This is a genomic window from Acinetobacter defluvii, assembly GCF_001704615.3.
GTDB lineage: Bacteria > Pseudomonadota > Gammaproteobacteria > Pseudomonadales > Moraxellaceae > Acinetobacter > Acinetobacter defluvii.
Genome location: NZ_CP029397.2, coordinates 155,698 through 172,405, shown reverse-complemented (window position 1 = coordinate 172,405; position 16,708 = coordinate 155,698). Strand labels below are relative to the sequence as shown.

15 protein-coding genes are annotated in these 16,708 nt (G+C 38.0%); 6 read left to right on the top strand and 9 right to left on the bottom strand.

What is annotated here, in order from left to right; all coding sequences use genetic code 11:
• Positions 1-11: 11 nt before the first annotated feature.
• Complete coding sequence (locus tag DJ533_RS03190; protein WP_065993173.1) at positions 12-1,016, top strand: hypothetical protein; 1,005 nt, start codon at positions 12-14, stop codon at positions 1,014-1,016.
• Positions 1,017-1,627: 611 nt separating this feature from the next.
• On the opposite strand, the gene DJ533_RS03185 is transcribed toward DJ533_RS03190, so the two are convergent.
• Entirely contained in the window at positions 1,628-3,346 is a 1,719-nt protein-coding gene (locus tag DJ533_RS03185; protein ID WP_065993171.1) for a cation acetate symporter, read from the bottom strand.
• Position 3,347: 1 nt separating this feature from the next.
• A complete protein-coding gene (locus DJ533_RS03180) occupies positions 3,348-3,683 on the bottom strand; it encodes a DUF485 domain-containing protein (protein WP_065993169.1) in 336 nt (111 codons plus the stop codon).
• A 185-nt stretch (positions 3,684-3,868) separates the two neighbouring features.
• On the opposite strand from DJ533_RS03180, the gene DJ533_RS03175 reads away from it, so the two are divergent.
• Together DJ533_RS03175 and DJ533_RS03170 are read left to right on the top strand one after the other, a co-directional pair.
• Positions 3,869-7,360, top strand: coding sequence for a PAS domain-containing hybrid sensor histidine kinase/response regulator (locus DJ533_RS03175; RefSeq protein ID WP_065993167.1), 3,492 nt, complete (start codon positions 3,869-3,871; stop codon positions 7,358-7,360).
• A 393-nt stretch (positions 7,361-7,753) separates the two neighbouring features.
• Positions 7,754-8,521 carry a hypothetical protein gene (locus DJ533_RS03170; protein ID WP_065993165.1) on the top strand — a complete coding sequence of 256 codons (768 nt, stop codon included), beginning with the start codon at positions 7,754-7,756 and terminating at the stop codon, positions 8,519-8,521.
• 60 nt (positions 8,522-8,581) lie between these two features.
• Here DJ533_RS03170 and DJ533_RS03165 read toward each other — a convergent pair whose 3' ends face one another.
• From DJ533_RS03165 to pyrE, 6 genes are all read right to left on the bottom strand, one after another.
• Positions 8,582-9,181 carry an alpha/beta fold hydrolase gene (locus DJ533_RS03165; RefSeq protein WP_065993163.1) on the bottom strand — a complete coding sequence of 200 codons (600 nt, stop codon included), beginning with the start codon at positions 9,179-9,181 and terminating at the stop codon, positions 8,582-8,584.
• On the bottom strand, positions 9,178-9,825 hold the full coding sequence (locus DJ533_RS03160) for a glutathione S-transferase family protein (protein WP_065993156.1): 648 nt from the start codon (positions 9,823-9,825) through the stop codon (positions 9,178-9,180). Before DJ533_RS03160 ends, DJ533_RS03165 begins: the two co-directional genes overlap by 4 nt.
• Before the next feature lie 110 nt (positions 9,826-9,935).
• Positions 9,936-10,334, bottom strand: coding sequence for an OsmC family protein (locus DJ533_RS03155; RefSeq protein ID WP_065993154.1), 399 nt, complete (start codon positions 10,332-10,334; stop codon positions 9,936-9,938).
• A 95-nt stretch (positions 10,335-10,429) separates the two neighbouring features.
• The gene (locus tag DJ533_RS03150) at positions 10,430-11,377 is read right to left on the bottom strand and encodes a pirin family protein (protein WP_065993152.1); all 948 of its coding nucleotides are present in this window, start codon (positions 11,375-11,377) and stop codon (positions 10,430-10,432) included.
• 249 nt (positions 11,378-11,626) lie between these two features.
• The gene (locus DJ533_RS03145; protein ID WP_065993150.1) at positions 11,627-12,157 is read right to left on the bottom strand and encodes a hypothetical protein; all 531 of its coding nucleotides are present in this window, start codon (positions 12,155-12,157) and stop codon (positions 11,627-11,629) included.
• 80 nt (positions 12,158-12,237) lie between these two features.
• Positions 12,238-12,888: an orotate phosphoribosyltransferase gene (gene pyrE, locus DJ533_RS03140; protein ID WP_065993149.1), complete on the bottom strand. Its 651-nt coding sequence runs from the start codon at positions 12,886-12,888 to the stop codon at positions 12,238-12,240.
• A gap of 41 nt (positions 12,889-12,929) precedes the next feature.
• On the opposite strand from pyrE, the gene DJ533_RS03135 reads away from it, so the two are divergent.
• Together DJ533_RS03135 and DJ533_RS03130 are read left to right on the top strand one after the other, a co-directional pair.
• The gene (locus tag DJ533_RS03135; protein ID WP_065993148.1) at positions 12,930-13,748 is read left to right on the top strand and encodes an exodeoxyribonuclease III; all 819 of its coding nucleotides are present in this window, start codon (positions 12,930-12,932) and stop codon (positions 13,746-13,748) included.
• A 492-nt stretch (positions 13,749-14,240) separates the two neighbouring features.
• Complete coding sequence (locus DJ533_RS03130) at positions 14,241-14,588, top strand: Spx/MgsR family RNA polymerase-binding regulatory protein (RefSeq protein WP_065993147.1); 348 nt, start codon at positions 14,241-14,243, stop codon at positions 14,586-14,588.
• Between the two features lie 292 nt (positions 14,589-14,880).
• Here the strand turns inward: DJ533_RS03130 and DJ533_RS03125 are convergent, their stop codons facing one another.
• A complete protein-coding gene (locus DJ533_RS03125; protein ID WP_065993146.1) occupies positions 14,881-15,309 on the bottom strand; it encodes a DUF2147 domain-containing protein in 429 nt (142 codons plus the stop codon).
• Positions 15,310-15,464: 155 nt separating this feature from the next.
• Between DJ533_RS03125 and DJ533_RS03120 the strand changes: the two genes are divergently transcribed.
• Positions 15,465-16,379: an alpha/beta hydrolase gene (locus tag DJ533_RS03120; RefSeq protein WP_065993145.1), complete on the top strand. Its 915-nt coding sequence runs from the start codon at positions 15,465-15,467 to the stop codon at positions 16,377-16,379.
• The last annotated feature ends 329 nt before the right edge of the window (positions 16,380-16,708 follow it).

The following is a 16,708-nucleotide window of genomic DNA, read 5'->3' as shown; positions in this document are numbered from 1 at the left end:
ACGAGACCATTATGAACATGTTAATGCAACCTACCAATACGACAGAAAACACCAATTTACCTTATTTTTGTCGGGGTGAGTTTAACCTATCCATTATGCAAAAAGTTTCAGAAATCGTAACCAATCCCTACTATCAGCCTTTCAAGCGAAAAACCAAAAAAAATGCTCAGACCGTTATCCAATACTGTGTGAGTAATAGCCCACATACAGATCATGCTTTTTATTATTTGCAATCTATTTACCCTATCAGTACTCCGCTATTACAACATCCTGCTTTCAAGGTCAGTCAGAGTGTAAAGGCTGTAAATCAGGCATATACAAACTTGGGTTACGTTTCAGATGGACCTATTAATCCAATGCTATTACACAATGAACATTATGTTGAGCAGATAAAACCTATTGTAGATGCATTCGTATATGAATTGAAAAGCCATTCAACCAGTAAAAGTGCAATTGACGATCGTGATAAACGAATTACGTTAATCAAAGAAATACGCAAAGCAAATGTACCTGTGATGAAAAAGCTGTTTAAAACTCAACAACGTTTTAATCTTCATCACTTTATCTATACGTTTAATATGGAGAAATGTGAGTTGCGTGATAAAGAGTTTGTAGAGCAAGGACTTGTGAAACAAATTTCAAATATGATTGAAAAATTTCATGAAAATCATCAATCTAAAATTTTGGCTTTATTTTTTTGCGTACAACGTAATTTATCAAACAATTATGTTTTAAATGTATATTCTGCGACAGATATTGAACATGAACAGCTTTCAATGAAAGATTGCATTCAATTACGAAATGGGAATTATATGATTGTTGCACCAACCTCCAATATTTCGTTAAGTATTCATGAATTCAACTACCCAATGGATCTTCAAGACGCAGACGGCATGAATGAAAAAAAATGGAAAGTTATTTTTGGACAACAAGTTGAAAAATACAACTATATCTATTATGAATCTGAATTCGTATCACCAAAATTCATATATCTAGAGTGTGACAGCAAAAAATAAAGACGAAGGGCTGAATGCCCTTCTTTTATTTTCTTAGATTTCTAAAACAGTTTGATAGGGCTTAAATCCATCCAATACAGCAGCAGCGACCAAATTATTAAATGGTTCACTATTACCATAGCGTCTTAAATCAATACTTTTATAAAATGGGGGACGATTGGGGGATTAAATAAAATGAATAATTATTTATTTTATTTTTATCATAAACTTATTTTTTAAATATGACTCCCTCTTTCCCGCCAAATTAGCTTCCCGTAGCATCCAACGGGGTACTGAAAGGCTTAAACTGCAAAGGTTTAAGCCTTTTTTGTTGCCTACGAAATGACAGGTAATCTATTGCAATCAAGGTATATGTGGAGGTATAAATGGGGGTATATTTTCAATCCTTTATTTTTTACCCCCCCAGAAAAATGAGTAAAAATCTCAAAAATGCCTAACTTTCGACAAAGTTGGGGGTATAAATCTCAACTTACTGTTTTTATCAGCCACACATCATGCCGTCCACATCAGTCTTTAAAATACAAAACGCCCAATGAAGCTCATTGGGCGTTTGGTTAAATAAAATAGTGTCGACCTATTTGCTATTTTAGAACGAAGTATTCCATTTGATATTAGTGGTCAGATGCACCAGAAATACCAATACCTGTCTGTGAGCGTACAAACTGTGCATCAAATGCTTTACGTTCTGCTTGCGCACGTGGTGAGTTATCAGTAACTGAGAACAACCAGCAGCAGATGAATGCTAATGGCATTGCAAAGATTGCAGGACCGTTAAATGAGTTGATTGGTGTATCAGAAATACCCAAAGTATCTACCCAAACCGCTTTAGATAAGATAATTAATGTCACTGCTGTTACGAGACCAACAACACCACCAATTACTGCACCACGAGTTGTTAAACCTTTCCAGAACATTGAAAGTACAAGCACTGGGAAATTTGCACACGCTGCGACAGAGAATGCTAAACCGACCATAAATGCAACGTTTTGTTTTTCGAACAAAATACCTAAGATCATTGCAAAGATCGCAAGACCTAAAGTTGCGATTTTAGACATACGAAGTTCAGATTCAGGGGTTGTTTGACCTTTTTTCAATACGTTGGCATACAAGTCATGAGAAATTGCAGATGCACCAGACAATGTTAAACCTGCCACTACTGCAAGAATTGTTGCGAATGCTACTGCTGAAATAAAGCCCATGAACAAGTCACCGCCTACTGCGTCAGACAAGTGAACCGCCGCCATGTTATTACCACCAACAAGTTCTAATTTGCCAGTGACTGCCATTTTTGCAACATCAATGAACTGTGGATTGTTTGAAACGAAAAGAATCGCACCAAACCCAATGATGAATGTAAGTAAGTAGAAATACCCAATGAAACCTGTTGCTACCACCACTGACTTACGTGCTTCTTTAGCATCTTTCACTGTAAAGAAACGCATTAGAATATGTGGTAAACCTGCTGTACCGAACATCAATGCTAAACCAAGAGATAAAGCATCTAGTGGATTTTTCGCTAAACTGCCTGGTCCCATGATTTCAGCTGCTTTTTCAAAGCTAACGTCATGTACTTTAGAGAATACTTGGATCGACTGGTTAAACATTTCAGCAAAACTAAAGCCAACAGCTTTCATGACCATAAATGCCATGAATGTTGCACCAGAAAGCAACATGACTGCTTTAATGATCTGTACCCAAGTCGTTGCCAACATACCACCGAAGATTACGTATGCCATCATCAGAAGACCTACGATTACTACAGCAATATTATAGTTCAAACCAAAGAGAAGTTTGATCAGCTGCCCTGCACCGACCATTTGTGCGATCAAATAGAATGCAACAACCACTAAAGAACTGACTGCAGCCAATGTACGGACAGGCTTTTCTTCTAGGCGAAACGACACTACATCAGATAAGTTAAACTTACCTAAGTTACGTAAACGTTCAGCAACCAAGAACAATACGACTGGCCAACCCACCATGAAACCCAGTGAATACAACAAGCCATCAAAGCCTGAACTAAACACCATTGCAGAAATACCCAAGAACGATGCGGCTGACATATAGTCACCTGCGATCGCTAAACCGTTTTGAAAACCTGAGATACCACCACCTGCAGTATAGAAATCAGCAGTATTGGTGGTTTGTTTTGCTGCCCATTTAGTGATGAATAAGGTTAAACCCACAAAAATGGCAAACATGATAATCGCATGCCAGTTAGTAGCTTGTTGTTCTGCAGCACCTAAGTCTGGACCAGCCTGAGCAACAGTAGAAAGCAACGCAGTTGATGCAAGCGCAGCTTTAGCTTTGAAAGAATTCCATTTCTTCATCTTAGTGTAGTCCTTTTTCGTGGGCAATTGCCTCTACTTCACGCATTGCTTCTTCATTTAATTGATCAAGCTTGTTATTGGCAATGTACGAATACACACCACACAGAAGAAAAGATAAAACGATAATACCCAAGCCTAAAGGAATCCCCCAAGTCGTCACACCACCTGGTGACACAGGGGTTAATAGAAACTCTTTGTTATAGCCAACCAAAAGCATAAAACCAACATAAACAAACAACATGATTGCAGTTAACGTCCAGCTTAAATTTCTTTTCTTAGCCACCATTTCTTTGAATTTTGGATTTTGTAGAATCGCCTCTACCTGTCTCTCATCCATAATCTTGCTCCTTGATTTGCCACCAGTCCACTGATTGCAATTTTTAATCATTATTTTGATGAGCTAAAATTAACAATCTTATGGCAAAACGTAACTTAGACTTTGGTCGTTAAATTTTGAACGGAATGAGTATGACTATTCATGGATGCGCTATCATAAGGGCAGATTTTTAAACTGTAGTCGCTATGAATAGTTGGTTGATTATTGGGGTTCTCGCCCTTTACATCATAATTTTATTTGCCTGTGCATTCTTTGGCGAAAAACATGCGAGTCGTTTGAGCACAAGAGGGCGAATGCTTCTCTTTAGTCTAACATTAGGTGTGTATTGTTCTTCTTGGACATTTTATGGCGCAACAGGTGCAGCCGTTCGTGAAGGCATTATTTTCCTTCCGATCTATTTAGGGCCACTCCTTTTTGTCGGTTTAGGCTATGACATTTGGCGACGTTTAGGTCGAGTACGTCAGCACCATGCGATCTCCTCGATTGCTGACTTTGTTGCCGCACGTTATGGCAAAAGCGGTACGTTGGCATCCTTAGTAACTATTCTTGCTGTCATCGCCATTATTCCCTATTTAGCCCTACAGTTACGTGCTATTGCTCTTAGTGCTTCAGTCATGCTGGAACATAATACGCAGGTCATTTCTACCACTACCAATGGTGTCCTCGGCTTAACTGCTGTACTTGCCATTTTAGCCATGATGTTTGGTACACGACAAATCGCCAATACGGAACAACATGGCGGTTTGATGCTCGCTGTAGCATTTGAGTCTTTCGTCAAACTCTTTGCTTTACTCTGTGTTGCTTTCTTTTTTATCTTTGAAAATCCAGCTAATTTAATACAAATTTCTAAAGATGTGACGAAAACTTTCCATGAAGTACAGTTGTTTGGCGTGCCTGAAACATTTTGGATTCAGACCTTACTTGCGGCTTTAGCAATTATTTGTTTACCTCGCCAATTCCACGTTGCAGTGGTTGAGTTACGTGATGAAAAACATATTCGTGGTGCACGGCGTTGGTTTGCAACTTATTTAATTTTAACCATTATTGCAATTATTCCCATTGCCAGTTGGGCCTTACATGCAGCACCTGCTTATTTAAGTATTCCCGATGTTGCTGTGCTTTCGCTGCCTTTAAGTTATGGACAGGATTGGCTGACATTATTGGCATTTTTAGGCGGCTTTTCTGCTTCCACAGGAATGTTATTGGTATCTTCGGTTGCCCTGTCGATCATGCTGAGCAATGACTTAATTATGCCTGCGCTTTGGCGCTTGAATCTGCTTTCGCGTCATGACAAACGCTTACCTCAAGTCCTAAAATTTACACGCCGTATTTGTATTCTTGCGGTCATGTTTTTGGGCTTTTTATTTTTCCATTTTTTTAATGATATTGATCAATTGTCCACTTTTGGTTTACTTGCCTTTAGTGCAGTTGCGCAATTTTCACCTGCTTTGATTGGTGGTTTGTACTGGCGTGGGGGTAGTCGTCAAGGCGTGTATGCAGGCTTGGTGGTTGGCTTTATTTTATGGACATATACTCTGCTTTTGCCGACGGTATTACGTAGTTTACCTACAGAATATAGTCAGTTTGCCCAGCAGTTTTTAATGCATGGACCATTCAATATTCAATGGTTACGTCCTGAGGCATTGTTTGGCTTTGAATCATTTGCCCCACTGACACATGGTGTGACATGGGCATTAGGCTTAAATATTACTCTATATATTTGGGTTTCTCGGATTTACCGTCCATCTGTTGCTGAACAAATTCAGGCAGAAAGTTTCTTCTATTATGAAACTAAACCTTTGCCTGCCCAAAGCACCTCAACTGACATCAGTTATTTAAATCACGATGTAGCACGATTAAAAGTAGGAGATTTGATTGCATTAGCCAAGCGTATTACAGGCGAAGGGCCAACCATTCAGGCTTTTCGCCAATTTTGTATCATGAATAATGTGGTACTGAATGAAAATAGCAGTGCCAATGGCATGTGGTGGCGTTTCACCGAGCAGTACTTAGCAGGTACGATTGGTGCAGCCTCCGCCCGTACCTTGCTTACCACAGCAATGGTCAATAACGGCTTAGCCTTAGGACAAGTTGCCAATATTCTGGATCAAGCCTCACAATGGCAACGCTTCAACCAAAACCTGATCATGACCATGATCGACCACATGACGCAAGGTGTCAGTGTAGTCGATGAAAATATGTGTTTGGTGGCTTGGAATAATCAATATCTAAAACTTTTTGATTATCCAAAAGATTTGGTCTATGTCGGTTGTCCAATTGCCGATTTGATTCGTTATAACGCTGAACGCGGAGAATGTGGTCCAGGCTCAATCGAAGAACATGTACGAAAACGTATTCACTGGATGAAAGTCGGTAGCGCACATGAGTTCGAGCGGATTCGTAAAGATGGTCGTGTGATTCAAATGCGAGGTAATCCAATCGAAGGCGGTGGTTTTGTGACAACCTTTGCCGATATTACGGCATTCCGTGAAAATGAAGCTGTGCTTGAGGCTCGCGTTTCTGACCGTACGCAACAATTGGCAAACGCGCTTGCAGAGCAACAATTGGCACGAGAGCAAGCCGACAAAGCCAATATGTCAAAAAGTCGCTTCATTGCCGCAGCCAGTCATGACTTGTTACAGCCGATGCATGCTGCACGTTTATTCAGTACCGCCCTTGAGCAAAGTGTACAAACAGATGAGGATCGTAAAACATTACAACAACTTGATCGTGCCTTGCATGGTGCTGAAAGTATGCTTTCTGCACTTTTGGACATTGCCCGTTTAGAAGGCGGAACGATTCAACCGAAACGGCAAATTTATCCATTGCATGATTTACTCAGTGACTTGGAACTGCAATTCAAATCCATCGCAGCACAGCGCAATATCAAACTGGTAGTACATGATGCACAGTTTTGGATTGACACGGATCCACAATGGATTCGTCGTATTATTCAAAACTTTGTCAGTAATGCTTTACGTTATACTGCCAAAGGTCGTGTTGTGGTGGGTGTATTACGTTCTGCAGCGCATAGCAAACATATTCGCATTGGGGTCTGGGATACAGGTCCAGGCATTGCAGAAGAACAACGCATTAAACTGTTCCAAGAGTTTGAACGATGTGGACATACGTCACCGTGGGGTGAACAAGGTTTAGGACTTGGCTTAGCCATTGTGCAACGGATGACCAGCTTACTCGGTTATCCTGTTCATGTTTACTCTGAACTCGGAAAAGGCTCATGCTTCATGATCGAAGTACCGATTGTTGATGCGCCCAAAGTGATCGCCACACCTGTACAAGCTGTACCATTGCGTACCAAAGCCTATAAGATTTTATGTTTGGATAATGATGAAACCATTTTAGAAGGTATGAATACCTTACTGACCAAATGGGGCTATCAAGTCTTTAAAGCCACTGAGCCTGAACAAGCTTTAGAGATCATTCAACAGGAAAATATCCAAGTATGGTTAGTCGATCAACATTTAAATGACCATAAAATTGGGCTAGATTTTATTATAGAAAATCGTCAGGAAAATGTACCTGTGGCATTGATTACCGCAGACTCTGACCCTGAACTGCCACAACATTTAAAAGACCTAAATATTGTCTTGTTGAAAAAACCACTAAAACCTGCTTCATTACGTTCATGGCTATCAGGTTTAAAAATCTCAAAATAGCCTTTTTAAACTTTTTGAAAATATGTTTTGATACATTTATAGCGCTTAAAAATAAATTTTTAAGCGCTTTTTTTAAGTGAAATGACCACATTTTTAGCACATTTAGGCAAAAGTGATCAAAAAATTGATGATTTAGGCAACATCTATTGACCAAAAAATTCAACATGCTGTTTTCTATGGCAAATTCAATCAAATTTATTACTATACACTTGTACACTTAGTTACAATTATTCAAATACCTGATTTAAATCAATATAAAACCAATAAAACCACATCTAATACTTTAGTCTTATTCCTATTGCATCTTAGATAAATCATAAATCCTAAATATTGGTTAGATAAATTTGCATTAGGAATGATGCAAACACAAAATTTTATAAATAGGAGTTTTCCATGAATATTTCAGAAGCAGTTCCTCACGGTATTCACCAAACCCAACAATTCCACCGTCAATATGGTGTTAATGCGATATTGCCTGAAATTGACTGGACAGCAGTTTTCCCACAGAGCAAACTTGATGATGCACAGTTACATGCCTTAAATGCGCTCTATCAAACCGCAGTACCTTTAGCACTCAAAGTGTTTGAAGATCTGAAGTTTGATGTATTCTCCCCGATTGCCTATCAACCCCAAGGTTTAGGTTTATTTGACAAGATTGCGCAACAAGAAGAATTACTGATTCAAGAGCTAAAAGATGAATGTAAATCTTTGGATGATGAAACCCGTCATCAAATTTGGAGTATGTTGTTACGTGGCGGTGCCGTACTGGTGTTTAAAGCATGGTTAGGTAAAGTTAAAACTGGTGCAGATGTACTTGATCTTACGCAGTTCGATGAATTATCTGATTTGCTTTTTGTGAAAACCTCACCAACTACATTGGCACAGCGTTTAAATGTTGATACCCATGCAGCTTATGACCATGTGTTTTTAATGTATGGCGATGATATTTTCCTTGATCGTTTTAATAGTCTAGAAACGGCTGCGCTTTTTGTAGACCTTGAAGTTTATGATGCTGCTTTCCTAAGCCTACGTGATGACCGTGTGGCAGAGTATTTAAAATCTAAAGGTTATGTAACCCAAGAACAAATAGAAGATTTAAAATGTGCACTCAATCCATTGGGTTGCCCAGATTTAGTGTCTAAACAAGATTGCTTAGCTTAAAGTTAATATATTTTTGCCATGAGGTGAAATTCAAAATGCTCAATACTGATTGGGCATTTTCTATTTAATCTTTTCAATAAAATCTAAAATCAATGCTGAAACTTGATCCGCATGAACATTTGCCAAATCATGCTGTCCTTCTTCAACCACAAATAATGCAGCATTTGGCATTTTTTGTTGTAAATATTGACCTACAGCAACAGGACTAATCGGATCGCTGTTTCCCCAAATCAATAATACCGGACATTGAATATGGTTAAGTTGTTCAGTCAAATCTGAACGATGTGCTACAAACCATTCTGGTACAGTAAAACTCAGTTGGTAATCCTCTCGCCAATCTGCTACAGCAAAAGAACTTAAATCAATACCACCTGATGTCACCACCAATACCAAAGCTTGAACCAAATCAGGTTTTTGTAAAGCAGCTTGCACAGCAAAAATCCCGCCCATTGACTGTGCAACGAGAACACTAGGCTGCTGAATGTGTTTCAGTACATATGCTTGTAAATCTTCAAAGCTTTGTATTTCTGCATGATCAGGATGACCACCAAAACTCGGATAAGCAAGAACTGATTTTTTTAAATGGTTGGGTAAAAGCTGCTTCACAGGTTGCCAAAAATCTGTACTTCCCGAAGCACCGGGTAAAAATATCAGATTCATTTTAACGCATCATTTTTTAATTTAGCTTTCTGATAAGCAGGACGTTGCTGTATGCGAGCGATATATTTTTGAAGCTGTGGATATTGCCCCTTGACTCGTTCCTGTAAAGCCATAAGTGGAAAACTCATTTGAATATCAGCAAAAGAGAATTCACCTGCAAAATAATCATGATGCTTTAAATAATTCTCTAAAAACGCAATATGGTCCGTCAGTCGAGGCTGAATAAACCCACCTTTCACCCCGTTGACAATTTGTTTTGCCATAGGTCGGATCAAAAATGGCACATGCTTTGGCACATTATTCATTACCAAACTAAATACCAGTAATGGCATCAAAGAACCTTCTGCATAGTGCATCCAATAACTGTATTGCAAACTATCGGCTGAATCAGATGGCTTGAATTTATTTTTCAGATCATAGGTTGCTTGTAAATATTCTAAAATTACCGCCGACTCTGCAATCACCAAATCAGCATCTGTCAAAATCGGTGCTTTACCTAAAGGATGAATATTTTTGAGCTCTGGTGGTGCTGCAAAAGTTGGTAGTCGTTTGTAGTATTGGATTTGATAATCAAGCCCAAGTTCCTCTAGCGCCCAAAGAATACGAATCGAGCGTGATTGTTGCAAATGATGGAGTGTAATCATTGTTATTGCCTATATTTTTTATACTTTGACTATCACGGATTCACATGACAAAAAGACACCTTGTATCGTAACAAGGTGTCATTATATATCTCAGCCACCGCACGATAGGTTTAAATAATCGAGGTATTGATCTCAACACTACGTAATAAGGTTTTAGTCACAGGGGTTTTTTGGCAAATATCTAGAACTTTTTGCTTTAACTCATCCGAAAGTTCTTGTTCAAAAGATAAACGGCGCTCAATCCACTCTTTACCTTCTTTATTGGCATTAAAATCTGCTTCAACACGAAATGCACCAAAATCAATCTCTTTATGCTGTGCATACATGCGTAACGTAATCATCGTGCATGAAATCAAACCTGAACAAATGAAGTCATATGGCGCTAAACCTTTATCTTGTCCACCAAAAGACTCTGGCTTATCTGTAATCAGTTGATGTTTACCACTGGTCACTTCCCCTGACCATGCTTCAGGAAAAGTTTGTACTGTTGCATTTGCGATAATTGCCATTGTTATTCTCCAGACAGATTTTAAATATTTTTTAGGGTTATAGCTTTTAAAACTCAGCGCACTTTGGCACTGAGTTCATGTCAAAAACGTAATTCTTATTTTGAAGGACGCATTTTATCTGGGAATGCAGGTGCTTCTAAACGTGGACCTTCATAATCAGGAATAGAGCCAAAACGCGGATCTTGGTTGATCCATTGTTCACGTGCAATTTTTAATTCCTCTTGTGTACGTCCAACCAAATTCCACCACAATAAAATCGGTGACTCAAATGGCTCGCCTCCCAACAGTAACAAACGACTACCTGCATGCAACTGTACTTCAATATCATTTAAGCCGGGCTCTAGCACCACCATATTGTCATCGGTCAGCTCATGCCCATTGATGGTTGCTGTTCCTTCTAAAGCTAAGAAACCATATTCAAACTTGGGATTTAACGGAATACGTGTGGTCGTTGATTCGTGGGCGGTTAAGTCCACTCCTAAAAGCTCGCTATGTACTTTCACTGGAGAAGTGGTCTCTAGATATTCACCGACCAACACGGTAAATTCAACACCCTCTCGTGTTACTACAGGTAACTCTGGATAATGATCAAACTGCGGTGCCATATTAAGTTTATCATCAGGCAAAGCAATCCACAGTTGTGCAGCATGCATTTTAGTTTCTGACTCAGGCGCAACTTCTGTATGCGAAATTCCATAACCTGCGGTCATTAAGTTGACTTGTTTCGGACGAATTAGCTGCTTTGAGCCGATACTGTCGGTATGCATCATGGTACCTTCAATCATCCAGGTAAATGTCTGCAAACCGATATGTGGATGCGGTCCAACATCTAATCCATCACCTTGTGGGAAGCTGACTGGACCTGCATGATCCAAAAAGCACCACGCACCAATCATGCGCTTGTGACGACTCGGTAATGCACGTTTAATGACGGTGCCTTTGCCGATCTCTGCAGAACGAATTTCGAAGTCTTGAATAAATTTATTCACATATTTTTCGCAATCGTCTGAATTTGAAATCTCGGTATAATTGGTATTGGTCATATTTTTATCCTAAATTACTACTACACAAAATCTTCATGGCGATGCCGATAGGTTACATTGTAGTCACTTTTAAATGCTTGACCTAGACTACAATTAATACGCTGAATATCAAGGATAGGACAATAGTAGAATTGTTTTTGTTGTAAATTTTCTTTTAAAGTTGATGCAGCTGCGCAATATTTGCACAGGCAAATACTTAAAATAGGGATTAGAGATATAGCTTTCTATTACAGCATGCGGTCTTGTATTTTAGTTTTTTTGCATACGCTTTTGCTCGACCAAAAGTAACTGCGCAATATCTGTAGGATTCTGCGGTAGACGCAAACACATTTGACAGCCGAGTTCATGACTATTTTTTTGTATCACTAAAATTTCCGATAATACCTCTATCGGACGACCAATCTCAAAATCAGTTTTAATTAAACTTTCTCCAAACTTTTGAGCATAATTTGGTTCTAATTCTGCGATTTTAATCTCATTTAACAACACTTGAATGTGATATTTTTCTTGAGAGGTTTCAGGTAAACGTTGTAAACGGACTTTTTTATATATGGGTTGCATGGTCGGTTTTAACATCAGTTCCGTGATAATTTTACGCTGCATCGCATGAGTTAATTTCAGCATATAATCAAAGCTATCCAAATCTTCTAGCAATAAAGGATGATCACGGAAAAACATATCACGTTCAAACTGATAACGTTGCCAACGCCGCTCATCTAGCTGCTGTATTATAAAAAAACCAAGTACAACGACGATGACTACCAAAACTAAAAAAAGCATGTATCCATTCACCTAAAACCAATCAACCGACAAAAATAAGGAGCCAACGCTCCTTACTCTACATCATTATTTTTACGGTCTTAAATCCCATATTTGATACGATACGCTTCCATCTTTGCCAAAGCTTCTTTTTCGCCTTTAGCATCTAAGTAATCCATCAAATCTTTCATAGTAATTAAAGCATGTACAGGGATTTCAAGCTCTTTTTGTACTTCTTGAATTGCAGAAAGTTGACCTTGACCTTTTTCTTGACGATCTAAAGCCACCAAAACACCAGCAATTGTCGCACCAGCATTTTTCAAGATAGTGACAACTTCACGAATCGCAGTACCCGCAGTGATTACATCATCAATAATCCACACTTTTTTGCCTTCAACTGCTGCACCAACCAGCACACCACCTTCCCCATGATCTTTGGCTTCTTTACGGTTAAAGCCCCAAGGTACACTGATCGCATGATTTTGTGATAATGCCACAGCGGTTGCTGCAACAAATGGAATACCTTTATATGCGGGACCAAAAATCACCTCAACATTGTTACATTGTGTGAGTTTATCTGCATAACCTTGCGCTAACAGCGATAATGCTTCACCGTCATTGAGTAAACCTGCATTAAAAAAATAAGGGCTCACACGACCTGATTTTAAAGTAAACTCACCAAATTTAAGCACACCACGTGATAATGCAAGTTCGATAAAAGTTTGTGGGTTAAACTGAGCTGGCGTTGACATGAGGTGCTCCAAATATTCTGTAATAGAGGTAAGACTTGCGCATGATACCAAAGAGTAGCTATCCAAGTGATCAAAAAATTTTACGTGTTGTCTCCATTAACGTAAATGGTTTACGAGCTTCAGTCACCAAAGGTCTACTTGAATGGATGGAACAATCCGATGCAGATGTGATCTGTATGCAAGAAAGCCGTATTACCCATGCACAATGGACTGAAAAATTTCGCCCTGAAGGTTGGTATACCCATTTATTTCCAGCAGAACGTGCCGGCTATGCTGGCACTGCGATCTATAGCCGCCTACCTTTTGTTTCCATTACAGATGGTTTGGGATTTGAATTAGCCGATTCTCAAGGTCGCTTTATCAGTGCTGAGTTTAATTTAGGTCTGGCACATAATGTACATATTTGTTCATTATATCTACCTTCTGGTTCTTCAGGTGAAGAGGCACAAACGCGTAAAGACCATTTCTTAGAACAATATAAAGCCATTTTAAAACAATGGCGTGATGACAATAAATCTGTCATCGTTTGTGGTGACTACAATATCGTACATAAACGTATTGATATTAAAAACTGGTCAGGTAACCAAAAGTCTTCGGGTTGTTTACCTCATGAGCGTGCTTGGCTTGATCATATTTATGATGAATTGGGTTATGTTGATACTTTCCGTGAAGTGCGTAAAGAAGCAGAACTTTACTCGTGGTGGTCAAACCGTGGACAAGCACGTGCTAAAAATGTCGGTTGGCGGATTGACTATCATGCTTGCTCACCAGACTGGAAAGAACGTACTGTCAATGCATGGGTTTACAAAGATACATGGTTTAGCGACCATGCACCTGTGATTATTGACTATAAGCTTTAGGCTAAATAAAAACACAAATAATTTAAGTGAACGATCGTTCACTTAATATATGCAAATATCGTACATGAGATGTCGTGTTATCGTATTTTTTATTTTACCCAATAAGCGCATTATTGTCTTACGGCACAGGGACATTGTCAGGATGACAGCAAAGGGATAGGACGCCGTAGGACGGAAAGAAAATATTTACGTAAGTTTATATTTTTAATGGATTTGACATTGGACGTTGTATTGAGACCCGCATAGTCAGGATGATTAGATGCGGGTTTTCTCTTTTTTAAACCAATTATTTATTATTCTCAAGTTTTTTCGTTGTTGATCTTTATTCAGTTTTCTTTAATTATTGTTTATATTGCTTAATATAAACAATCAATCTTTCAATTTTATGACAATCTTTCTTTTCAATTTGTAAATTTTATAGCAGTTCAATCCTACTGCCTTTTTTGTTAAGCTAAAACTGTGTATTTAAAAGTGGAAAGGAGAAGGCACGCTATGCTGAAAATTTATGGAATTAAAAATTGTAATTCAATGAAAAAATCATTTGATCTATTGAATGAATTGGCTTTACCCTTTGAATTTCATGATTATAAAAAACAAGGCATTGCTGCAGAAACAGTAAAAGTTTGGTTAGATCATTTGGGACAAGATATCGTACTGAATAAAAAAGGGACGACTTGGAAAAAACTATCCGAACAAGAACAACAAGATGCTCTGTCTAATCAAGATAATCTAATTCAAGCTTTAGTCACTCATACCAGTATGATCAAACGTCCTATTATTGAAAAAGATGGTGCATATGTCGTAGGTTTTGATGAGAATCAAATCCGTAACTTGAAATAACTCATCCGCAACACATGGGTTTGATGAATAGGGACTCATGCAAAACTTTCTATCTGATATCATTGAGTTTCAGGTGTTAAGCATCCGAATGTACTTCAAAAAATATGACTGTCTTTTATCCACTATATCAATATCACAAGATATTGAAAATTTAGTAAATTTATTTTATCTGTTTTTAATTTTTGTATTGTTAGATTTGAGTAGCATACAATTTAGAACACTACCTAAAGATTTACTCATAAAAAACTCGATATAATCTATCGAGTTTTTTCAATTAACTGGCTATATAGGATTAGTTAGCACGAATCCAAGTTTGATTACGACCTAAAGCAGCAACCCCCATATAACCACGAAGGTTGAGTTTATTTCCTGCAAGCTCGCCTTTTAATTTGTAGGTTTTGCCATTTTTCGGATCTAGAATCGTACCGCCTTCATATTTACCATTAACATTTTTTAAGCCATAAACAATCGTTACACCTTTCAATGATTTATTATGGTATTTCCCCTCACATTTAGTACAAGCATTTTCTTCACCTGGTGTTAAAACACTTTGAATACTTGCTGAAAGTGTACCATTCTTCTGCTCAGTAAATTTCACCACAGCTTTTGCTTGCTTGGTTTCATCATCAATGGTTTTCCATACTGTACCATTAAGTGGGTCTGCGGCATTGGCGAATGCTGTTGCTGTAAGCAATCCAACCATGAGTGCAATTTTTTTCATTTTTTTGATTTCCCTAGTCATAATTGACATATGATAGTATTCAAAAATTGCAACAAATATGCAATTTTTCAATGTGACTATTTAGTGTAGCCTTGTAAATAATGTTGATTAATCAACCTATAAAAATAGTAAAAAGCAAACAAAATGGAAAAAGCATGAAGATTCACCCATTAATGAAACAATTCGTTACTGAAGCAGTTTTAAAAACTAGCTTTAAAATGCCAAGTCGTTTAAATCTTCCACCCACTGCATTACGTTTCGCAATTGAGCAACTTACACGTGTTTTTCCACAACCCAAACATGTTGAGTTTAGAACACTACGCATTGCAGGAATTCATGCTGAAGAGATCAAACCTCAACATCAAACCACGCAAATGATTTTACATATTCACGGTGGTGCTTTTTTTGTAGGCTCATTAAAAACGCATCGTGCTTTTTTATCTGAAATCGCTGTTCGTACACAAATGCAAGTGCTACATGTCGATTATCCTTTAGCACCTGAACACCCTTATCCTGAAGCAAGTGACGCTATTTATGATATTTATCAAATGCTGATTGACCAAGGGGTACAGCCCAAAGATATTATTGTGTCAGGTGATTCCTGTGGAGCAAATCTAGCTTTGGCTTTGGCGCTTAAATTAAAAAAAGAAGACCCTAAACGCATGCCAAGTGGTTTGATTTTAATGTCACCTTTTTTAGATTTAACCTTGACCAGTGAGTCTTTACGTTATAATCAAAAACATGATGCTCTACTGTCTGTAGAAGCACTTGAGGCAGGTATTAACTATTATGTACCTAAGGGTATAAATGCAGCCATGCCTGAAATTTCACCTATTTTTGATGATCTTGAGGGTTTACCACCAACTTTAGTGCAAGTGGGTTCAAAAGAAATCTTAATGGATGATGCTATTCGTTTTGAGAAGAAAGCCAAAAAAGCGGATGTAGAGGTTAGCTATAAACTCTACACAGGCATGTGGCATAATTTCCAAATGTTTAGTCCTTGGTTTGATGAAGCTAAAAAAGCATTGGCTGATATTGCGGAGTTCGCACACAAACTGGATCAAAGTTAAAATCCTTTTTGATGAATAATCAGCATCTTATTGCTGATTATTCAAAATCAGAATAAAGTAAGTATCAAGTTAATACCAAATAATGCAAATTTCATCACATTTATATCCAAATCATCTAGTTTAAAAATTCATTTCGTTTATAATTTAAGTTCTTAGTTTTTTACATGTAAGGCAAGTGTTAGAACAATAAAAGTATACAATCCATTCTAATTAAATCAGTTTTAATAAATTGATATGAAAAATTTTCATGCACTCATGGCATATGAAGATTATGCTTCACTTCCTACATATCATTATATTCCTTTAATTTTTTTATAAGAGACTCAAAA